The following is a 20,847-nucleotide window of genomic DNA, read 5'->3' on the forward strand; positions in this document are numbered from 1 at the left end:
GGTGTTTATATGGAGGATTATTTTCCCCGCTTAATTAAAATGGATAAATCCGGCCTTTTAAAAAAAGCGCCAAAGCCAGGATGGCTGAGGCGCTTGCTTGTTTCAATTTATTTGGACACTTCTTCAAGAATTGATAAATCGATCATGCCTTTTATATCACTGCTAGGGATATAACCGGCTTCTTTGCTTATGTCGGCCATTTCTTGAATGACTTGCTCATTAACTTCTGTTGTCACTTCAAGACGTGAAAATGCTGAAGCCACTTCTTCTTTGCTTAATTCTTTTCCAGTCAGTTCCTTCAAATGCTTAATAACCAGTTCTTGGCTTTCTTCAGGGTTTTCCTGTATGAACTTCACCGCTTTTTCATGCGCTTTCAAATAGGAAGCAGCGAGCCCCTTTTTATCCAAGAACTTCTGGCTTGCAGCCACTACCGTGTTAGGTGAATCTTTTCCCCATGCAAATTGATCCCAGTCAAGCACCAGCTTTCCTTTTGCCTGGTTTTCCAATACATACCCCCATGGTTCCTGGGTCGCTGCTGCATCGACAGACTTTTGAACAAAAAGGGCGGTTGTGTCAGCAGGTGCTGCCGCATACAGTTCAACTGTGCCCCCATTTGTAGTCGGTTTTAAATCTACAACTTGAAGGGCCTTCCTAAGCATGACATCCTGTGTGCTTCCAATGACGGGAATCGCTACCTTTTTACCGGCCAAATCTTTTAAATCCGTGACCTTGCTGCCTTCGCTAGCTACAAGTACGGCACCTCCATTAACAGCCCCGGAGATCAGGTGGTATTCAGGGTTTTTCACGTAAAAGTTAAGCAATGGACCAGGCCCGACTGTTCCGACATCAATGGCGTTTGTGGCCATTGCTTCCATGAATAATCCACCATTGGCCACTGTTTTGGTTTCAATCTTGACATCTTTACCGAACTCTTCTTCGAAAAAGCCTTTTTCAAGTGCAATGATCGTTGCACTGTGGGTTAGGTTAGGAAAATAACCAATTTTCACGGATTTCCCCCTGGACCCTTCCCCTTCTTCATCATTACTGCTGGATTGAGTGCATCCGCTTACTATTCCGATTAACAAAACAGACAGAATAAGGGCAAAGAATGATTTTTTCAGCATATTTTTCTCTCCTTTATAACTATTATTTTATTAAACTACCGTTACTTCACTCCCCATTTCAGTTGAACATTACGTTCAAGACGGGAGAAGACAACATTATCCACGATTGTTCCGATGATTGCGATGATGATCATCACGGAGATGACCAAATCCATTTGTCCCAGTGATCTTCCCATTTCCAGCAATTGGCCAAGACCGCCTCCCCCGCCAAGTAATTCACCTGCCATCAATGCACGCCAGGAAAAGGCCCACGCAATTCGGAGACCGGATATTATTTGCGGGACGGATGCTGGTAAAATCACGGTGCGAAGAAAATGAAATCCGGTCGATCCATATGTTTTGGCAACCCGCTGATACAACTGGGGTACATTCCGGAAGCCACTGGTTGCATTAACCGTCATCGTCCAAGTTGCGCCGATGGTGACGATGAAAAGGATCGAAAAATCATTCAATCCAAACCAAATGATCGCCAAAGGGAACCACACGATACTCGGGATGGACTGCAATGCCGTCACGACGAATCCTAAAGTGTCTTCAACCAATTTAAAGCGCCAAATGAAATATCCTAATATCAGACCTACTATAATGGCAATCATAAAGCCGATCAGGATACGGCCAAGGCTTTTTCCGATGGCTTCGGTTATTTGCCCGCTCATCAGTCCCTTAAACAGAGTTTCCAAAACCTGAGTCAGGCTCGGAAACATGAAATCCGGAAGACTGGAAAGTCTAGATGTGACTTCCCATATCCCCGCTATCATCGCGATGAATATGATTCGTCTTAAAGCTGTAATCATTCCCCATTTCCTCCTTCAGCACTTTTTCAATTTCCTCCTGCAAAATCGATAGAACCCTTTGTTCTGTATGCAAAGTTACACTATCCGGCATAACTCCATCTTTCATGGAAGGGACGGAAATCGTCTCTTTGATTTTCCCGGGACGGGTAGCAAAGACGATAATTTTTTCGGAAAGCTGAACGGCCTCACGAATATTATGGGTAACGAAAAAGATCGTCACTTTAGTTTTTCTCCAGATTTCGAGCAGCTCTTTATGCAAAACCATCCTCGTTTGCTCATCAAGCGCGGAGAATGGCTCATCCATCAACAGGATATCCGGTTCCATCACCAACGCTCTTGCGATGGCTACCCTCTGTTTCATTCCTCCTGAGAGTTGATGTGGATAGGAGTCAACATATCGGCTGAGGTGAACCATCTTTAAAATGTCCAATGCCTTGGCTTTTGCCTCTTCTTTGGGCATTTTCTTTAACTTCAATCCGTATGTAACATTTTCAAGTACTGTCAGCCAAGGAAATAACCCCGCCTCCTGAAACACGACAACCCGTTCCGGACCTGGCTTCACCACTTTTTTCCCAGCTACACGTATTTCACCCACATCTGCTTTATCAAGGCCGGCAATCAGATAAAGGAGCGTGGACTTACCACAACCTGAGGGTCCGACGATCGAAACGAAGCTTCCTTTCTCGACCTCTATGTTTATCTTATCGAGCACCTTTATGCTTTCTTTCTTTTCATTCTTAAAACTTTTTTCAATGCCATCTATTGTTAAATACATAAAGTCACCCCACTTTTATATCGCATCGATTTACTAAACATTATTTCTTAATAATGATTAATCCAATGGTTTTTGTCAACTATAAAAATGCAAAAATTCTAAATTTATCAGTATCTTTCTATTCAACTGTCAATGTATTGATAAATATTCCAAACCTACATAAAAATACATATCTATAAATACCATTCAGCAAATAAAAAAACCTGAGCCCCTTTTAAGGGTTCAGGCTGATTATATCCATAATTTTGAACTTAAGTTAACCGCGTTCACCAGTACTCTTTCGATTACCTTAAAAAATCCTGCTTCCATACAATTTATCCTTCATCTTTTGTGTCCTTGCATGCAGAGGCTTTTTCAAAATGACACCTAAGATGAACGTGATTAGTAAAAAGAGAATCAAGATAAAAATGTCCTTGCCAGCTACACTCCAGGTTATTCCCCCAACAGATTCACGAAGTAAACCCACAGCATAGGTGAATGGCAAGAAAGGGTTAATATGTTGAAAAAAGGGCGGTGTGACTTGAATGGGGAAGGTGCCTCCTGAACTAGATATTTGAAGGACCATCAAGACGACGCTTATCCCTTTTCCAACATTTCCAAGAACGGAAACGAAGGTGTAGACAATGAGTGTAAATACCGTACTTATCAGAACGGAAAACAGGATGTACTCAAATTTATCAGCTACATAAACACCGATAAGGACGATATTCCCAATGGAAACACTAAGAGCCTGCATTACCCCAATGATGAAAAATATAAGATACCGCCCGATATAAATTTGATACGGGCTGTAGACTTTTTGAGAAACACCAACGCTAAGCATGGAAATCAATATTGTACCGCCGACCCAAAGGGAAAGTGCCGTAAAGAAAGGAGACATGGCGGATCCATAGTTCGGAATCGGAAAGAGACTGTGTTTATTGAGCAGCACTGGTTCTGAAAAAAATTCACTTTCTTGTTCAATATCATTCCTTAGGAAATCAATCACTTCTTCCATATTATAAGACTTATCAATTTCCCTCATTTTAGAAGCTAAAGCTTTTATTTTCGTTTCGATTTCCGGAAACTTATTCTGTAACTTATCGATATCCCCTGTACGTGTTTCCAATGTTCGATTGGTCTCATTCAACAGCGCCCTCACCTCAGGAAGAACCTCGGTTCCCTCCTCCATCGTAAGCTGGACATTATTCAATATTGCTTCTGTTTCAGTCCAGATTTCATTGAATTTTGGCCCCGTTTCCTTTGAATAGCTCTCCTGGAATCTTGCCAAGACTTGATCATTGTTCCTGCCAAGTTCGATAAGATTGCCAAAGGCTCGGTTATTCAGCGCTTGAAGTTGGTTCGAAGCATTATCCCTTAGTTCATCAACCAGCTTTATTTCTGGCTGAAGCAAGTTATTCTCATTAAACTGATTGACTCTCACCAATAAATTATACATACTGTCCAAAAGGTACAGCTCTTTATTTATCCTCGTTATCCCTTGTTCCACTAGCTGATCATTGCCAGTTAAATCCTGACCCGATAACCGGTTTGCCAGCACTAAAACGGATTCATTATCGCTCCTGATGTTCGCAATATCCTTTTTCAAAAGGGGACTGATTCCTTCGAATGCCTGCCTTGTTGAATCTACATAAGTAGAAACGTCCGATACCAATTTGTCCTTCTGTGACGTTATTCCTTCTATCGAATTCAGGCCATCATTGACCCTCTTAATGATATCTTCAGCCTTTTTGACATGTGTTTGAACGGTTTTGATATTTTCTTCAAGCTCAGGCAGTTCAGCCTCTAATAAATAAACCATATTCTTCATTTTTTGAATCGTGGGCAACTCGTTTTGCAAAGTGATTCCCAGTTCATTAAAGATTGCAAGGATGCTCCCACTGGCTGATTTGATAAAGGTTTTGCTCACATTGTCCACTATGCTGTTCGCACCCGCTGCCGTAATTTTAGGAGCAATGGAATTGATTTTTTCATTAACATAGTAATCAATCTCCGCCTTCTTAGGGTCATCGGTCATGATCGTCGCAATATGTTCGGAAAAGTTCTCCGGAATGATGATGGATGCATAAAAATCACCCTTTTCCACCTTTGCTATCGCCTCTTTTTCCGAAGTGAACCTCCAGCCCAGATCCTTATTCTCCTTTAATCCCTCTAGGACTTCCTTTCCTATGTTCACGGCTTCGCCAATTAACTCCGCTCCTTTATCATTATTGGCAACACCGACAAGAATTCCTTCCGTGTTTGCATACGGGTCCCATGATGCGACAATATTAAACCAAGCATAAATGGAAGGGATGAACATGAGAAAGACTATTACGATACAAACAAAGAAATTTTTATAAATGCTTTTTAAATCGTCAATGAAAATTTCCTGAATATTTCTCAAAACATACCCCCGTGCAAATGTATTTTGATACTATTATTCGAAGAAATTTCTTAATCGATACTAAGTAATCATATCCATGGATTCATCAAACCAAATAAAAAAGAAGCAAGTATGAGCGACTTGCTTCCTGATATTACACTTATATGAATGCCTGTTTTATAAGAAAGTTGTTTATCGTAACCGTTAAATTAAATATACCAATTGTAATACTGGTTCCCTTATCAAAGACGGTTACCTTGTCATTTTCCTTTACAGAATAAACGGCAAGATACAAGAACATACTATCACAAATGAACTATCGGGAGTTTTGTAAGGGAGAAATCACCATGTCGGAATCTGTTGAAATCATCTTTCGAACATTTACCTCTTTTATTTTATTATGGATATTTGTCCAACTCCTCGGTAAACAGACAATTGCCCAGAGGACCTATCTCCTTTATATCGCTTCCATTACGATGGGGACAATTGCAGGAAATCTAGCATTCAATATTAAAATTAAATTCCTGTTTTTTATCATTGCAATCATTATTATGGGTACCGTCGTTTTCATGCTCAATCTTCTAGCGGTTCGAAATCCGCGTTTCGGGAAATGGATTGCCGGAGAACCTGCTACTTTAATTCAAAAAGGAAGAATTCTCGTAGAGTCAATGAAACGGATGGGGTATTCTCTGGATTCTCTTAAACAGGCTTTGCGGGGAAAAGATATTTTCAACATAGATGAAGTTGAATGTGCCATTTTAGAGATAAATGGTTCACTCTCTGTATTAAAAAAAGAACAATACCAAAATGCCGCCAAGCAGGATTTACCAATACTGCCCCCAGCAAGTTCTGTACCGATTGAACTGGTCTATGACGGAGAAATCTTATATGATAACCTATCCACACACACCTTAAGATGGCTGAGCTCAAAAAAAGAAACCTTGCTGTTTTTGAAATCTCGTATGCTGTCGTAGGGACAAAAGGTAATTTGTATATTGATTTGATTAAGGAGTAAACAAGGGTATGATCTTTAGCATTTCAAAATCAGCATTAAAAAATAAATTCGGGTATGGATAGAAAAAGTGGTTTTTCCAGAAGGAAAAACCACTTTTTCACCGTACTATGGATTTAACCCTTTTCAATCACGTTTATCAATTCTCTTAAATAATCCGGCAGATCAGGTGGACGTCTGCTAGACACAAGGTTTCCATCTACGACGACGGGCTCATCTATCCAAGTTGCCCCTGCGTTTTCCATATCATCTTTAATGCCAGGTGTACTCGTTACATTCTTCCCCTGTAAAATTTTTGCGGATATCAACACCCAACCAGCGTGACAAATTTGCCCAATGGGTTTTTTATTTTCTTCCATACTTTGGATAAGTGATATCACTTCAGGAAACCGGCGAATTTTGTCGGGTGCCCAACCGCCTGGTACAAGAATGGCATCATATTCTTCAGCTTTGATACTGCCATACTCATAATCAGATATGGCTGGTACACCATATTTTCCAATGTATGTTTCATTCGCCTTTTCTCCGGCGAGATGAACAATCGCCCCTTCTTCTTTTAAACGTAAAATCGGATACCAGAGTTCTAAATCTTCAAAATCATGGTGCACAAGACTGATTATTTTCTTTCCTGCTAATCTCATGAAAATCTCTCCTTCATTCGTACTTTCCGCTTTACCATTCTTCCCTATTACTTCCCTTTTTCTACTGCCTGTACACATTACATTCATTAACACATGCATCAATATCCGGTCTAAAAATCAACCTTTACCAAGTATAACCCAGCTGCCTCCGCCATACGGCCCGTTTGGATTCTTTCTTTTGACTCTATAATACTTGGTATATTTTCAGCATCTATTTCACCCAACCCAACTTCTATCAACGTCCCGACAATCTTTCTAACCATATTATAAAGAAATCCATCGCCTCGTACTGTAATTTCGATGAAACCGGCATCTTCTTCTATATCAATGGAATATATTTCACGTACCATGGATTTTTTCTTGGATTTTGCATTTGAAAAAGCAGTGAAATCATGTTCACCTACAAAATATTGACATCCTTTTTTCATTCTAGTGATATCCAGCTTTTTCTCTACATGCATACTGTACTTTCGCATGAAAGGATTTGTATATGGCTCGTTCCAGATTTTATACAAATAGGTTTTATCCTTAGCGTTATAACGGGCATGAAAACGTTCAGGGACTAGCGTAACCTCGACAATGCTGATATCTCTTGGTAAATATCTATTCAAATAATTCATGATTTCAACTTCAGTCAGATTTTCACCGATCTTAAAATTGGCGATTTGAGCAAGGGCATGAACACCGGCATCCGTTCTGCTGCATCCGATGATCTCGATTTTTTCCCCTGCCATTTCCGTTAATACATTTTCTATTTTCCCTTGAATCGTATCATCACTATTACCAAGTCGCTGCCAGCCTTTATAGCGCCCGCCATCATATTGAATGGTCAATTTATAATTGTTCATTGCTTCCTCCTTATTTCATCTAAACAGAAAATTCTCAATAAAATACAAGCCCCCATACAACTCCTGCTGTATGAGGGGACAGATGGTCTTCCTAGAAAAACATTTATATTGTTAAAGTTTTGTACCATATTTCGTTCGGTAGCACCCCATCGCTTACAAAGACCATGAATTATGTAAAGGTGATAGCATCTTATCTATCATTCGATAGTCAATCCTAGCTGAAATGCACTTCTGCATAGTGTACCAAAGTGGCTAGCGTCATGCAACGAACGATTCATCTTCACATGCCGTTTCTGTGCACTGCGTAAAAACACACAGGAATGATATTTGGATATGCTGTGATATCAAGGATTTGAGCCTTTGTTAGTTGATGACCTGTGAGGGCCCTGAATATTAAGGACAGAACTCTATTTTAATTATAAAAAAATGTAATGCTTGAAAGTTAATATTCTAGAAAAATATTACTAATATGATAAGAAATGTATGATCTAATACGATATAATAAGGATATTAGCAAGATGATAAATCAAGAAGGAGCTCAGATAGACATAGTGTCACTGGGGTCATCTGTTTTCCCATTTATTCTAGGAGGTACATTTTGAAAGAATCTATATCGAAAAAAGGATGGTTAAGTTTGGGGGCCATCGGGTTATTTTTCCTGGGGAAAATGAAATGGTTGTTTGCGCTATTGAAAATAGCAAAAGTAGGTTCCCTGATTTCTATTTTCGTTTCATTAGGTGCGTATGCCTTGGTTTACGGTTGGAAATTTGCCGTAGCCCTAGTCTATCTAATTTACATCCATGAAATGGGGCATTTACTTGCTGCAAAGAGAAAAGGCATCAAAACATCCAATGCCATTTTCATCCCTTTTGTCGGAGCATTAATTGCCCTTAAAGAAGAACCCAAGAATGCTAACCAAGAAGCTTATCTTGCCTTCGGTGGTCCTTTATTAGGTACATTAGCATTTCTACCAGCCATCCCCCTATTTATGATGACGGAAAATCCATTTTGGCTTTTAGTTATTACACTTGGAGCCATGATTAACCTATTTAATCTAATGCCTGTGCATCCTCTTGATGGAGGACGTATAGTGGGAGTCATCTCCACAAAGCTTTGGGTAGTAGGGATTATCGGGATGGTTGTATATTTATTTCTCCATCCAAATCCATTCTTAATTCTTTTCTTATTATTGGGTATTTCTAAGTGGTGGAAAGAAATTCGTAGCGAGACAACCAGAAATCAAAGAGACATCATCATTGAATTGAATCAATTTGGATTAAGGCAACTAGAACAATATGCAGCTGCAACAGATGAAGAAAAAATTCGCCTGGTTAATATTTGGAATATGGAATCAAGCCAACAATATGAAAAGTTTAACAACATGAAGAGTTGGCATATCCCGCTATTTGATGATAATAAGCTAAAAGAAAAACAGCTGACCGAGGTAAAATTGAATATTTATAGATCCTTAATGGATGCTGCTAATTCGAATGAATACCAGAACGGACCGACCGATTTTGAAAATATAGGCACGTATGAACGAATAGCAGCAAAGTTCTTTAAAGAAGTGCAAGAACAAACTGAAATTAGGGATAAAGAGAAATCCTATTACTCATCGAATCTCAAAACAAAAGTCATCTGGTTCTCATTATATATTGGGCTTGCCATTTTCTTAATGATAACAAGCTTATATGCAGGTGATTTAATGGAACAATATAAAACTTTATTACCGTAATACATTATGAAAGGGGACCTCAATTTATGAAGGTCCCCTTTGACAGTCCATTTATTTAGGCTTGTGAAACATTAATGTTAATTATGTAAGTCAACTCCTCTTTCTCTGGGTCTTGTCTTATTGGTTATCAGTTTAATTTCTCACTCAAAATTCAGCCCAGAGAGATTCTCCAAGGAGGCTTCTTTTTCTTTTCTTATTTTAGTTTAAAGTCGGGTCACCATTTTCTTAGAGCACATTAATTTATTAGCATTTTATCCAATTCACGAACTTTATCATATGACTCCAATAGTTGTTCAGGTATTAATGTTCTCCCATAATCCCAAGCATTAGTTTCTATTTCAGATTTTAGCTTTTCTTTTTCTTCCTCGTGACCATACATTAAAATCCTTAAATCATGTTTGTTTTTCTTAAAATCTAAATAATAACCAATCATACGATAAAGAATAATTTTAACAAAGTCTTCCTCTGTCTCTTTAATTCTAATTTTCCCTTTATAACCGTTAACTTGAAGGTAATTGAATTTTATAGTATTGGTCGATACGTTATAACTCATAGGTGCACTTAGATTATTGTCAAATTCATAAATAATATCCAAATTGTGCTCATTTAATGTGTTATTAATTATCTTTTCGATATCGCTTATATAAAGCATTTAACAATCACTTCCCTTTTAAAGACTTACCAAATTATAGTAGTAGATTAAATTCTTCATCCTTTATCAATATAATAAACTGTTGAGGTATTAAAATCACACATTTAAAAATTCCCGTGCATGGTATTTAGTAGTGAGTAATCCAACACATTATAGTAAAGTGGGTTTTACCGAAGAATATAATTATGTACCTTTTATAGAAAAGCTACGGTCTTATTTTTAACATCCATCGTTAGCTGAATCCATTTAGTAAGCATCATTTCATTAAGGTCATAGTAGCAAATAAAAAAATCGAATGGATGGAAAATCGAAATTTTTTTCTAATTCAGGATTTATTTTTCTAAAAAAAAATCTAATTAGAAAAAACAACAAATAGGAGACTTAATTTGCTATACTAGATAGTTTTTTTAAAAAAATGATATTCAGAATGGGATATGGAAAATATGGTAGATGGTTTAAAGGAGGATGGATTAAAGGCTGCAGAACATTGCTTATTTTGAACGGACAATACATAAGAAAAGGACCATGCAAGGGTCCTTTTTACTTGGTAAAAAATTAATTATGTGTTAAAGACTCAACAGCTAATACCTCTTTATTCGAGCACTAGGTAATTTAAAAATTGCTTATGACCTGTTTCCTTTGTCGCCGGTATCCCGAATAATTTGTTTTATTTCTTCTTTTTTCATTATTTTCAACACGACAATTAAAATCTTACATTAATTATATTACTTCAAATCCTCAATAGAACAAAAAAGTTAAAAACCAAACCAGCGCAAACATAGCCAATTAGTAAGTAAATGGTGTCGATTTATTTTTCGACATATTCTTTTCTTAAAAGGAATTAACACTTGGATAAGCGAATATAGGTATTTAAGTTTATTAGAAGGGGTGATTCAAGTGAGTATTAACATGACTGAACACAGACTTGTCAAAGAAATAGCGATTTCAATCATCTCTACCCGTTTAGAAAAAAGCTTGGATGAAATAGAAAACTTATTTGGAGTTATTCTCGATACAGAACCGGCAGATGTATTGGCTACAAAAGCTAAACAGTTAGCCTCTGCAACAACTGTAGAACAATGCATTGATATTTTTATATAGAAGATTGAAACATAAAAGGCATAACAAAAAAAGGTACTCACCATTGTAGTGAGTACCTTTTTGTGAGTACCTTTTTGCCTAAAATTTTTGCTTCAAAAAATGAAAACGATTATTTCACTTCCATAATCCATTTTGCTTTGCTACCCGTAATATAATCTGTGTAGAAGATTTCATAAGGTGCATTACCGGTTACTCCGAAAGTAGCAGGTCCGTTAACATGCTTACCTGCTTGAACACTCTCAGTTAATGTATCGAGAGCATATACCTCCATCTTTTCACCTTTGCTGTCATACACTTCAAAATCTCCCGCGCTAACTACTTGTTCCTCTTTTGTCCCATTTTGGTATTCAATATCAAATCCCAATACTTCTTTGGGCTGTGTTTCTTCAAATTCGTTTCTTTCCTTTGTATAATGTGCATTTGTTAATGTAATGATATGACCTTCTACATTTACCTTTTCACCTAGTTTGAAGGTTCCAAGCTCTTTAGGTTTTTGTTCGGAATCCTCACCATCTTCATCGAATTCAATAGGCTTCTTGTTTTCCGCAATAACTGTGTTACTCAAATCAACGGTACGGATAGTTGGTTCTTTTTTATCATCATAGAGCTCAGAGTGTTTATATAGTTCTCGTATGTAGGCATCCATAATTGCTGCTTGCATGCTGTTTTCAAAGCTTCCGCCGTCTGAATTGTTTACTTTCATTTCAATTGTTTTGGAATCTTTTAACTCCATGCTTTTATAGGCGATAGTGCCTTCGTCATCAGGACCAGACATCTGTTTTAAAATTGTTTTGAAATCTTTTTTTGGCATATAAATTTTAGCCCATGCTTCTTTATCTGGATTCTCAAAATCTATTTTGGAGAAATCTTCCAATGTCGAGAATTCTTTTTGCTCTTTCTTCGGTTCTTCAACCTTTTTGACATCTCCGTTTGAACTGTCTGAACATGCCGATAAAAGAATGACAGACAATAAACCTATTATTAATACTTTTAAACACCTCATTAATCATTTTCCCCCTGTATGGTGTCTCTTTTAGCACGGTTTATTATCTCTTGTAACAATATTATAATCAATAGTTGTTTTACAAAAGGAAACATGAAAGGTAAATAAAAGTTTTTCAAGAATCAAATAGTAGATTATTTGGTGGATGAATTTAAGTAAACGTAGACATTTCAATAAAAACGATATTTGGTTCAGAAATTGAAAAGAAAATGGATGGCGATATGGTTTGGTCACAAGATATGGGACCTGCTTTTTAGGAAAAGGAAATAATAAAAAGTGTCGTCTACCAAATGGAGGAATAGACGTCGTTCTAATTTATATATCCTTACAGATGAATGATTAGAATAGCAGCTCTTTTTTGTGTTAAGCGTTGAATCAGTTCTAATAATCTAGCGTACCAACATTATTGTTTAATAGAATATACAAAAAAGAAACGATAATACTTGGAAAAGTATTATCGCCTTTAATATTGTCTTTGGTTAATATTAGCTTACCTTCGTTGTTTTACTTTTACTCTTGTTACCTGATTTATCTTGAGCGTATACCTTTATAGTAGAACCCTTCTTTTGTGCCTTGATTTTCACTTTATAATTGCCTCGGCTATCTACTACACCTTGTCCGATTTTCTTGCTTCCATTGTAAATATATATGGATGCGCCTTTTTCACTCTTCCCAGTAACGGTTACAGTCTTGCTCGTTATTTTATTAACGGTTGGGACAGGTGGAGCTGTTTTATCAATGACCTTAACAATTCTGCTGGAGCTCTTATTTCCTGAAGCATCTTTCGCATAAACAACAATGGAAGTGCCAGCTTTTTGCTTTGAAATCTTCATGGTATACGAACCGCTTTTTGATGTGGCTTCTCCAATTGTCTTGGTTCCCACCACTGCATATACTTTTGCATTGGTTTCGGCTTTACCAGTAATAGAAGTCGAATAATCATAGACGGTATTGACACTTGGGATGGTTGGAGCTGTTTTATCGATTACTTTAACCGATTTACTTGCGCTCTTGTTTTTTGCTACATCAACGGCATAGATTAGAATCGTTGTACCGGCTTTTTGCTTAGCAATCTTCATGGAATAAGCACTGTTTTTCGCGGTTGCTTCTCCGATTTTCTTGCTTCCCACCATTGCATATACTTTTGCATTGGTTTCAGCTTTACCAGTAATAGTAGTCGAATAATCATAGATAGCATTAACGCTTGGAATTGACGGCGCTGTTGCATCCTTAACCGTTAAATCTTTTGCCTCACTTGTGTTTCCTGCTTTATCAGTAGCTGTGACGGTTAGTTTTGTTCCAGCTTTTTGTTTGGATATTCGGACGGTGAATTTACCATCGGTACTTGTTGTAGTAGACCCTATTACTGGTGTACCGGCTTTAACCATAAGGATGGAACCAGGTTCGCTTTCCCCTATAATATTCGTCGTTTTATCTGTTACTTCATTCACTTTTGGTAATGCAGGAGCTGCGTTATCTACAGGTGGTGTCCAAGACGAATCTCGCTTTTTAATATAAGCAGAGGAAATATAACCAGTTGATTTCCCATCTTTCGTTTTAACATGAAACCAGACAAACTGATTTGCATTTGCTGTTTTCTCTGTTTTTAAGGTATATGCCAATTCTCCTGTGATTTCCAATAAAGTATTTTTTGGAGCTATATAATTTATCTCACTGGAAGCAGCAGGCTTTGCTCTTAAATACCTATTCCCTCCTGTTACGACTACATCTTGCCCGTTTTTTACAAAGTAGACAGAAGTATGCAATGGGTCCACTAGTGTAAAGGTTTTCTGTAAAAAATTAATTTTGTTGGTTTTAGAGTCGTATGAGAAGTGCTCTTTCTTAAAAGGAAATTGTGCTAAAACCTGAGTTTTTGTTAAGAAACTATCTCTTTCAATATAAGAAAAGACTATTTCTTGATAAGCTTTTGTATTTTTCGTCCCATCGCTCTGGTATACAGGACCATTAATAGACTTTGTTCCATTGTACGCCATTATAGGGAAATACCAATTTTCTATTTCCTGTCTTCCTGCACCTTGTATTTTTGGAAGAGCATTGTTATCGAGATAATCGTACTTTTCGTTGAGGATTTTGACGCCCTCCTCGATATTGAAAGTAATATCGTATGATAATTTCTCTACGTATTTTAATTTCTCTTCCTTGCCGTACTCCTCTGGAATATCTGTAACCTGCATGATACCGATTCCATCATCAGAGGAAATATTAGGTTTGTTCGGCGCTATGAATTGCACCCAATCACTTTCTTTCCAAGCCACAGCCTTTACAACTTCAGGAGGAATTTCTGCATCCAAAGCTGCATTCGTCAGTAAGCAGTTAATATGCTGAAAATCGGGATTGACATTTTGCTCAATTACGTCGCAATTGGATGCCCAATCTGACGCGGCGGAGGTTTCTTCAATGACCAAACCAAGTAATAAACATGTTAATAATCCTGTTCTCAATAAGATAGATTTCATTATTCCATTCTCCATTCTACTTAGTTAACAATCTAGCTATATTTTACCATAATTAGTTTTTATTAATAGATTCTCCAATGTTATTTAAATAATAGAATGAAGACTTGAAACGAAAGACACAGCCAAGGTAGTATTACTAGATTTAAAACAAAACAAAAAAAGAGTTAATACTCATACAAGCATTAACTCAAAAGTAAAACATCTAGATGGATGCTCCAACACTATATAAAAAACTAACTCACTTTTACCGTTTTGCTTTTACTCATGTTGCCTGATTTGTCTTACTAACTGAACTCCAAAATTAAAAGTAGTTACAAAGAACTATTTTTTATCTTACAGATATTTTCACATTTAATAAAATCAATTTGTTAATATCAGCGTGTAGAGTTTTGAAAGGAGGAAAATAAACGTGATAACCACCGAATACCCTTCTATATTAACAGTTAAGGATTTACAAAATATATTAAGAATCGGACAAAGACAAACATATGAATTAGTTAAAACTGAGGATTTCAAGACAATACGACTTGGTAATAGACATCTCTATTCTAAAGAGCACTTTATTAAATGTTTAGAGGGAAAGGGGAAATAGACATGACAAATATAAGTACGCTTGATTCATATCCAGATGTTATAACTGTTACCGAAATAGGGCGTGAACAAGCTTATATATTAGCTAACAGCAATTCTTTTCCTGTTAGAAGAGTTGGGAAGAGAATTATAATATATAAACCAACTTTTATAGAATGGTTAAAAAGTTAACTAAACAGATGTATAAGATATCAAAAAGTTAAACATAATGTATCTATAAGACTATTAACGATAAAGGAGAGTTTAATATGAGAGGCAGTGTAAAGAAAGAGGGAAGAACTTGGTGTTATACAGTTGACATTGGTAAAACAGCTGATGGTCGGAGAATTAAAAAGAAAAAAAGAGGATTCAAAACTCAGAAAGAAGCACAAAATTCCTTGAATGAAGTGTTAAACGAAATCAATAAAGGGAAATTTATACAGGCTGCAAAGTATACTTATAGTGACTTTTTAGACATTTGGATGGAACAGATTGAACATTCAGTTGCTAGTTCTACTTTTTCTACATATTCTAGTATTGTAAGTAATTATTTAAAACCGGTGATTGGTCATTATTTAATCGAAAATTTAAATATTAGACTACTAAATAATTTTAAAACCGGTTTACATGAAAAAAAATTCTCCAATAACTCCATTAGTAAGATTATTTCTGTACTAAAAAACAGTTTAAATTATGCTGTAGAACAAGAATATCTTTCAGTAAACCCTGCTAGTAAGATTAAAAAACCATCTGAAATTCTTAAAACTACTATTGAATGGACAGAAGAAGATATCAGGAGATTTTTAGATGTCGCAAAAGATACAGTGTACTACCCCGCATATCTTTTAGGAATTTTTTGTGGTCTTAGGCGTGGTGAGATTCTTGGTATAACTTGGAATGAAATTGACTTTACCAAAAAGAAACTAGTTGTTCTGAAAGTTTTAAGTACGGATGGAAAAACAATCATTATGAAACCTAAGACAAAAGGCTCTCGAAGGAATGTTGATATTCCTGCTGATATCTTAATGGAACTTAATAGAATAAAAAATGAGCAAGAGAAAAAAGACCATATATCCAGAGAACTTAACTTGGTTGTACCTAACGAAATTGGTACAACTGTAAACCCTAGAAACCTTCTACGTAATATGAAAATATTAATAAAAAAAGCAGAAGTACCTAATATAACATTTCATGACTTGCGTCATATTCATGCTTCTCTTCTTCTTCAACAAAACATTCACATGAAAGTTGTTTCTTAAAGATTAGGACATACAAAAAATATCAACTACTATGGACAGATATTCTCACTTAATTCCTTCACTACAATCGGAAGCAGCGGAATCATTAAATTATTTATGGGGTAAATAGACAGCAGATTGCTGTCTATTTTATTGATTCGGGCTTCAAGTGAGAAAGGTTACATGTGGCTTCCCTTTAAAAAAGCATTCAGAGCCTAAAAAATAGATGTTTCTCTTTGTGTATTTCCTTATATATATCTAATGTTACACGGCTGGCGGATTTGTTTTTGACTTTGCATTTTTAGCTGTACTATCTGTTTTTTATTTTTATGTTTCTGTCGTTTTTTACTCCGTTTAATATACTTATCCCAATCTATAGGTTCAGGGTCTTCATTGATAGGTTCTTCCCCAACCTTATCTATATATTATAAAACTTTATAAATTTGTTCCTCGCTAAAGTTAACCATTTTTTGCGTAATTAGGTTGTTAAATTGTCTATTAAATGCACGTTTGTTTTTCCTGTCATTGTGAATAACTGCGTGGCACTTTCTGCAATAAAAACCTAAGTCTTCAAGTTTTTCATGTCCTACTCGTTTATAAGTATTATGATGAATATTGAAACCAGTTGGAAAAACACCATAACATCTTAAACAGGTGTATTTGTGATGTTTTGCTACGTCTATTCTCATCCGTTTCCAATGATTTGTTCTTAAATAAGCATTATAATCGGCTGCTATTTCTCCTGTAGAACATTTTATATTTCGAAATGGATTTCTCATTCATGGAACCATTTTATACATTAATTTTTGTAATTTTGTAGACAAACCTCTTAGTTTACTGTGGACTTTACAAGCCCCTACTTAATAGGCTTTTTCATGAGTATAGGTCAAGTATTTTCGGGAAACAGCATTAAAATATCCTACATCAATAATTGATGCTTTTTCTCCTTTATTTGGGCATTGAACATGCGTCAGCTGAAGTGATTTATTGATTATGACCAAGTCTATTGCACCCAATTCTTTTTTGCACCAAGAACATTTTACAGGTAGTAAGTTTTCTTTTACCACTAAAGAATCCCCCTTTTTGATAAATAGGTATTCTCTATGTCTAGTTGCTAATCCTACCTGTTCACATAACCGTCAAAAATCCCTTTTTTCATTACATAGTCAGCTGGTGTCTACATCGCTTGTTTAGCTAACCTGCCCCGTTAATGCCTCCTTAAGAAAAAGGTTGCCGCAGAACCTCATTATTGAAGCAATGCACCCGTTAGTTTAAGTACACTCCTTCACAAATTAATATCTATCCTAGAATTCAATACAACCAAATGGTTCTAAAACCAAAGCCTTTTTTTAATTTACCTTTTAAATCCACCCTCTGAATGAATAATCTGACCTGTAATCCAATCTGCTTCATCGCTCACTAGAAATTTAATAGTTTTTGCAACATCTCTCGGTTTTCCTATCCTACCGAAAGGAAACATCGGTTTTAATTCATTTTTTATTTCCTCTGTCATCCAACCTGTATCAGTTGGACCTGGATTTAATGCATTAACCGTTATTCCTAAAGGGGCTAGTTCAGCCGACAATGTAATAGTTAGAGCATCAACAGCTCCTTTTGTTGTTGCATATGCTAATTCACCAGGCATTGGTCCCTGAAACTGACCTGAAGTAATATTGACTATTCTTCCACCTGATTTCTTATCAAACCTTTGAGCAAATTTACTACTTAATAGTGTCGTTGCACGAACATTTACCATGTAATGTTTATCTAATTCTTCGGCAGTTATATTAGAAAAATCGTTGTTAGTTGAGTATGCTGCGTTATTAATCAAGATATCAGGTTTACCAAGTTGTTCAGAAACTTTATTTATAAGTTGTTCAGGTGCATCATGTTGAGTTAAATCCAACTCCATACATGATACCTCAATACCTTTTTTTAGTAATTCTTCTTTTAATTTCATGGGCTCATCTAATTCAATGCTCCAAGGCATTTTTTTATCATATTCCGTCCAATAAGTAAAAAATATATGATAACCCGATTCAGCTAACTCATTACAAATAGCAGCTCCAATCCCTTTCAGACGGCTTACGCCCGTAATAATTGCAATTTTCCCTTTTATTTGGTCCATTATAATATTCCTCCATTTCAAAAGTAAATTTAAGTCTTAATCCTTCACTAACCTGCCCAGATAGGTGCATAAAGAAAAAGCTGCCATAAAGACAGCTCTGATTTTCAGCTAACGCACCCATTGGCTGAAGAACTTTAATTACTTATTACTTTCAAATAATGAATAGACATAGGTATCGTGTGCTTCACCATTTTGATACATATATTTCTTCAAAACTCCCTCTTTTTGAAAACCAATTTTAGTTAGTAAACTATTAGATGCTTCATTATCAATAAATACAACAGCACCTATACGAGTTAAATCCATAACATCAAAACCATATGAAAGAACTTTAGATATTGCTTCTGAAACATATCCTTTTCTCCACTGCTCTGGATGGATTTCGTACCCTATTTCTGCTCTTTTATGTTTAGGTAACCAAGCATTAAAGCCAATTGTTCCAATTATGCCTTTTGTCTCTTTTCTTTCAATCCCCCAGCGTATGCCTCTTTTTTCATTGTAGTTTTTTGAAAAGAAGTCAACGAACTTCTCTGCTTGTTCTATACTATGTAATGTTTCTTGTCCATAATAACGTGTTACATCGTTATTAGAAAAACAAGCAAAAATACCTTTTGCATCCTCTTTTGTTATTTCTTTTAGTATAAGTCTTTCTGTCTCTAATATTGGAAACATTAATAACTCCCCCAGGCTCTATATATTGTTATTACATATAATACCATAAATGTAATTAGGTTTCTTATAGAACTAAACTGCCCCGGTGGTGCAATAAGAAAAAGGCTGCCTCAGCAACCTCCCTTTTTAAAGTAAAGCACACGATTATTACAAATAATTGACCTGTAGTACGTTTAAATCCTTCTCAATCCGCCACCATTACGCCACCAATTGAGTAAATAATACAAAATGAACTATATCTTTAAAAACAAAAAAGACCCAAACCCTTGTGATATCAAGGATTTGAGCCTTTGGAAGTTGATGACCTGTGAGGGATTCGAACCCACGACCCCTTCCCTGTCAAGGAAGTGCTCTCCCACTGAGCTAACAAGTCGTATGTAAATCAAGCTCTTTAGAGCTTGGTTTAAAACTTACTTAGTTGCTGACTTCTTTTCTGAACAATATTTATTATATAGTGGTATTCAAAATAAAACAAGTAGTTTTGCTAAAAAAGTTTTTTTCCGTAAAGTGTGGTCTTAGGAGTTAATCCCTGAAAGTTCGATTTTACCCCAAAAATTTCTCGGAATAGAATCCAAGGCTCCTAATCATACATTTACTCAACTTTAATTAACAAATATGATGTCCATTTACTCAATCTAAGGCTAAAGCAGAAAGATCTTTACATTGGAGAAGGGAATCTAGCAGCCTGAAAGTTTGTTAAAGATGCTTCTGCTAAAATTTCTCCGTTTGCATCTGCGCTAAATAATACTTGTACCCGATCTCCTGCTTGTAACTGAAGGATTGTAGTAACCGATAGTCCAATAGGTCTTGATTTCTTCAAGAAGTCATTAACAATATCTAAATTATCTCCATTTACGTTAATGGAAATGGATGCGACATATCCTTCTTTTGAAGAATTCTTTTTTTTGTCTTTTGAAGAATGATGTTTTCTGCAATAATCACAGTTGCAACTATTTTTACTGCAATAATCACATTTGCAATTATCTTTTTTGTTTTTTGAGGAATCATCGCTTTTCCTTTTTGACGGACAAAACGAGACTTTTGCTGTTATCTCATAAATTCCATCCTTAGTTGGAATAAATGTTGATATGTGCGGATTATATTCATCTGCTAAATCAAACTGTTCAGTTTGGAATAAAACTTTTACAGAGGGAGTTAACGCTGCTTCGTAAAGTTGTGGTGTGTTCTTATTAGCCCTGAACGCAGAGGCTCTTACTAGATTATGTTTCTTATTGTCACAGTGACAGTCATTATGTTTCTTATGGCACAAATGACAGTCATCGGTTTTCTTTTGCTCACAAATACAGTCACTGTGTTTTTTATGACAACAATGACAATCATCTGGTTTCTTTTGATGACAAATACAGTCATTATGTTTCTTATGGCACAAATGACAGTCATCATCTTTCTTTTGCTCACAAATACAGTCATTGTGTTTCTTATGACAGCAGTGACAATCATCCGGTTTCTTTTGATGACAAATACAGTCATTGTGTTTCTTATGACAGCAATGACAATCATCCGGTTTCTTTTGGTGGCAAATACAGACATTGTGTTTCTTATGGCAGCTATTACAATCATCCGGTTTCTTTTGGTGACAAATACAGACATTGTGTTTCTTATGGCAGCTATGACAATCATCCTGTTTCTTTTGATGACAAATACAGTCATTGTGTTTCTTATGACAGCTATGACAATCATCCGGTTTCTTT

Annotated in this window: 20 protein-coding genes and 1 tRNA gene; 6 read left to right on the forward strand and 15 right to left on the reverse strand. The window is 36.1% G+C overall.

The features are described 5' to 3' along the window. Positions 1–107: 107 nt before the first annotated feature. From ACZ9AO_RS19380 to ACZ9AO_RS19395, 4 genes are all read right to left on the reverse strand, one after another. A complete protein-coding gene (locus tag ACZ9AO_RS19380; protein WP_476109912.1) occupies positions 108–1,124 on the reverse strand; it encodes an aliphatic sulfonate ABC transporter substrate-binding protein in 1,017 nt (338 codons plus the stop codon). A 41-nt stretch (positions 1,125–1,165) separates the two neighbouring features. Then, entirely contained in the window at positions 1,166–1,918 is a 753-nt protein-coding gene (locus tag ACZ9AO_RS19385) for an ABC transporter permease (RefSeq protein WP_034314377.1), read from the reverse strand. After that, complete coding sequence (locus ACZ9AO_RS19390) at positions 1,851–2,693, reverse strand: ABC transporter ATP-binding protein (protein ID WP_053534175.1); 843 nt, start codon at positions 2,691–2,693, stop codon at positions 1,851–1,853. Before ACZ9AO_RS19390 ends, ACZ9AO_RS19385 begins: the two co-directional genes overlap by 68 nt. A 289-nt stretch (positions 2,694–2,982) precedes the next feature. Next, positions 2,983–5,079, reverse strand: coding sequence for a YhgE/Pip family protein (locus ACZ9AO_RS19395; RefSeq protein ID WP_476109914.1), 2,097 nt, complete (start codon positions 5,077–5,079; stop codon positions 2,983–2,985). Positions 5,080–5,405: 326 nt separating this feature from the next. On the opposite strand from ACZ9AO_RS19395, the gene ACZ9AO_RS19400 reads away from it, so the two are divergent. Beyond that, positions 5,406–6,032, forward strand: coding sequence for a DUF421 domain-containing protein (locus ACZ9AO_RS19400; RefSeq protein WP_476109916.1), 627 nt, complete (start codon positions 5,406–5,408; stop codon positions 6,030–6,032). A 154-nt stretch (positions 6,033–6,186) separates the two neighbouring features. Here the strand turns inward: ACZ9AO_RS19400 and ACZ9AO_RS19405 are convergent, their stop codons facing one another. Then, entirely contained in the window at positions 6,187–6,711 is a 525-nt protein-coding gene (locus tag ACZ9AO_RS19405; RefSeq protein ID WP_063596564.1) for a type 1 glutamine amidotransferase domain-containing protein, read from the reverse strand. Positions 6,712–6,821: 110 nt separating this feature from the next. Next, complete coding sequence (truA, locus tag ACZ9AO_RS19410; RefSeq protein ID WP_476109919.1) at positions 6,822–7,559, reverse strand: tRNA pseudouridine(38-40) synthase TruA; 738 nt, start codon at positions 7,557–7,559, stop codon at positions 6,822–6,824. A 598-nt stretch (positions 7,560–8,157) separates the two neighbouring features. Here truA and ACZ9AO_RS19415 point away from each other — a divergent pair. Then, on the forward strand, positions 8,158–9,294 hold the full coding sequence (locus ACZ9AO_RS19415; protein ID WP_476109921.1) for a site-2 protease family protein: 1,137 nt from the start codon (positions 8,158–8,160) through the stop codon (positions 9,292–9,294). 235 nt (positions 9,295–9,529) lie between these two features. Here ACZ9AO_RS19415 and ACZ9AO_RS19420 read toward each other — a convergent pair whose 3' ends face one another. After that, positions 9,530–9,946 carry a hypothetical protein gene (locus ACZ9AO_RS19420; protein WP_054397148.1) on the reverse strand — a complete coding sequence of 139 codons (417 nt, stop codon included), beginning with the start codon at positions 9,944–9,946 and terminating at the stop codon, positions 9,530–9,532. Between the two features lie 909 nt (positions 9,947–10,855). Between ACZ9AO_RS19420 and ACZ9AO_RS19425 the strand changes: the two genes are divergently transcribed. After that, on the forward strand, positions 10,856–11,047 hold the full coding sequence (locus tag ACZ9AO_RS19425; RefSeq protein WP_145506036.1) for a hypothetical protein: 192 nt from the start codon (positions 10,856–10,858) through the stop codon (positions 11,045–11,047). Between the two features lie 109 nt (positions 11,048–11,156). Here the strand turns inward: ACZ9AO_RS19425 and ACZ9AO_RS19430 are convergent, their stop codons facing one another. Together ACZ9AO_RS19430 and ACZ9AO_RS19435 are read right to left on the reverse strand one after the other, a co-directional pair. Continuing rightward, a complete protein-coding gene (locus tag ACZ9AO_RS19430) occupies positions 11,157–12,050 on the reverse strand; it encodes a hypothetical protein (RefSeq protein ID WP_476109922.1) in 894 nt (297 codons plus the stop codon). A gap of 485 nt (positions 12,051–12,535) precedes the next feature. Beyond that, the gene (locus ACZ9AO_RS19435; protein ID WP_476109923.1) at positions 12,536–14,527 is read right to left on the reverse strand and encodes an Ig-like domain-containing protein; all 1,992 of its coding nucleotides are present in this window, start codon (positions 14,525–14,527) and stop codon (positions 12,536–12,538) included. Positions 14,528–14,936: 409 nt separating this feature from the next. Here ACZ9AO_RS19435 and ACZ9AO_RS19440 point away from each other — a divergent pair, with 409 nt between their 5' ends. The 3 genes from ACZ9AO_RS19440 to ACZ9AO_RS19450 all read left to right on the forward strand — a co-directional run bounded on the left by ACZ9AO_RS19440 (position 14,937) and on the right by ACZ9AO_RS19450 (position 16,356). Further along, positions 14,937–15,119, forward strand: a complete 183-nt coding sequence (locus ACZ9AO_RS19440; RefSeq protein WP_476109924.1) for a helix-turn-helix domain-containing protein — start codon at positions 14,937–14,939, stop codon at positions 15,117–15,119. A gap of 2 nt (positions 15,120–15,121) precedes the next feature. Then, positions 15,122–15,289, forward strand: a complete 168-nt coding sequence (locus ACZ9AO_RS19445) for a helix-turn-helix domain-containing protein (protein WP_476109925.1) — start codon at positions 15,122–15,124, stop codon at positions 15,287–15,289. A gap of 77 nt (positions 15,290–15,366) precedes the next feature. Continuing rightward, on the forward strand, positions 15,367–16,356 hold the full coding sequence (locus ACZ9AO_RS19450; RefSeq protein ID WP_476109927.1) for a site-specific integrase: 990 nt from the start codon (positions 15,367–15,369) through the stop codon (positions 16,354–16,356). 839 nt (positions 16,357–17,195) lie between these two features. On the opposite strand, the gene ACZ9AO_RS19455 is transcribed toward ACZ9AO_RS19450, so the two are convergent. From ACZ9AO_RS19455 to ACZ9AO_RS19480, 6 genes are all read right to left on the reverse strand, one after another. Continuing rightward, the gene (locus tag ACZ9AO_RS19455; RefSeq protein WP_476109929.1) at positions 17,196–17,402 is read right to left on the reverse strand and encodes a hypothetical protein; all 207 of its coding nucleotides are present in this window, start codon (positions 17,400–17,402) and stop codon (positions 17,196–17,198) included. 287 nt (positions 17,403–17,689) lie between these two features. Continuing rightward, positions 17,690–18,463, reverse strand: a complete 774-nt coding sequence (locus ACZ9AO_RS19460; RefSeq protein WP_476109931.1) for an SDR family oxidoreductase — start codon at positions 18,461–18,463, stop codon at positions 17,690–17,692. 138 nt (positions 18,464–18,601) lie between these two features. Continuing rightward, the gene (locus ACZ9AO_RS19465) at positions 18,602–19,135 is read right to left on the reverse strand and encodes a GNAT family N-acetyltransferase (protein ID WP_476109934.1); all 534 of its coding nucleotides are present in this window, start codon (positions 19,133–19,135) and stop codon (positions 18,602–18,604) included. 301 nt (positions 19,136–19,436) lie between these two features. Further along, a tRNA-Val gene (locus ACZ9AO_RS19470) sits at positions 19,437–19,508 on the reverse strand. Between the two features lie 285 nt (positions 19,509–19,793). Then, the gene (locus ACZ9AO_RS19475) at positions 19,794–20,405 is read right to left on the reverse strand and encodes a hypothetical protein (protein WP_476109936.1); all 612 of its coding nucleotides are present in this window, start codon (positions 20,403–20,405) and stop codon (positions 19,794–19,796) included. Further along, on the reverse strand, positions 20,351–20,836 hold the full coding sequence (locus ACZ9AO_RS19480) for a hypothetical protein (RefSeq protein ID WP_476109938.1): 486 nt from the start codon (positions 20,834–20,836) through the stop codon (positions 20,351–20,353). Before ACZ9AO_RS19480 ends, ACZ9AO_RS19475 begins: the two co-directional genes overlap by 55 nt. Positions 20,837–20,847 lie beyond the last annotated feature (11 nt).

It is taken from the genome of Peribacillus sp. TE19612 (assembly GCF_056279465.1).

Excerpts from the sequence above, each read along its gene's own strand:
- ACZ9AO_RS19380 (WP_476109912.1), bottom strand. The coding sequence starts at position 1,124 with ATGCTGAAAAAATCATTCTTTGCCCTTATTCTGTCTGTTTTGTTAATC.
- ACZ9AO_RS19385 (WP_034314377.1), bottom strand. The coding sequence starts at position 1,918 with ATGATTACAGCTTTAAGACGAATCATATTCATCGCGATGATAGCGGGG.
- ACZ9AO_RS19390 (WP_053534175.1), bottom strand. The coding sequence starts at position 2,693 with ATGTATTTAACAATAGATGGCATTGAAAAAAGTTTTAAGAATGAAAAG.
- ACZ9AO_RS19400 (WP_476109916.1), top strand. The coding sequence starts at position 5,406 with ATGTCGGAATCTGTTGAAATCATCTTTCGAACATTTACCTCTTTTATT.
- ACZ9AO_RS19405 (WP_063596564.1), bottom strand. The coding sequence starts at position 6,711 with ATGAGATTAGCAGGAAAGAAAATAATCAGTCTTGTGCACCATGATTTT.
- truA (WP_476109919.1), bottom strand. The coding sequence starts at position 7,559 with ATGAACAATTATAAATTGACCATTCAATATGATGGCGGGCGCTATAAA.
- ACZ9AO_RS19420 (WP_054397148.1), bottom strand. The coding sequence starts at position 9,946 with ATGCTTTATATAAGCGATATCGAAAAGATAATTAATAACACATTAAAT.
- ACZ9AO_RS19425 (WP_145506036.1), top strand. The coding sequence starts at position 10,856 with ATGACTGAACACAGACTTGTCAAAGAAATAGCGATTTCAATCATCTCT.
- ACZ9AO_RS19430 (WP_476109922.1), bottom strand. The coding sequence starts at position 12,050 with ATGAGGTGTTTAAAAGTATTAATAATAGGTTTATTGTCTGTCATTCTT.
- ACZ9AO_RS19435 (WP_476109923.1), bottom strand. The coding sequence starts at position 14,527 with ATGAAATCTATCTTATTGAGAACAGGATTATTAACATGTTTATTACTT.
- ACZ9AO_RS19445 (WP_476109925.1), top strand. The coding sequence starts at position 15,122 with ATGACAAATATAAGTACGCTTGATTCATATCCAGATGTTATAACTGTT.
- ACZ9AO_RS19450 (WP_476109927.1), top strand. The coding sequence starts at position 15,367 with ATGAGAGGCAGTGTAAAGAAAGAGGGAAGAACTTGGTGTTATACAGTT.
- ACZ9AO_RS19460 (WP_476109931.1), bottom strand. The coding sequence starts at position 18,463 with ATGGACCAAATAAAAGGGAAAATTGCAATTATTACGGGCGTAAGCCGT.
- ACZ9AO_RS19465 (WP_476109934.1), bottom strand. The coding sequence starts at position 19,135 with ATGTTTCCAATATTAGAGACAGAAAGACTTATACTAAAAGAAATAACA.
- ACZ9AO_RS19480 (WP_476109938.1), bottom strand. The coding sequence starts at position 20,836 with ATGATTGTCATAGCTGTCATAAGAAACACAATGACTGTATTTGTCATC.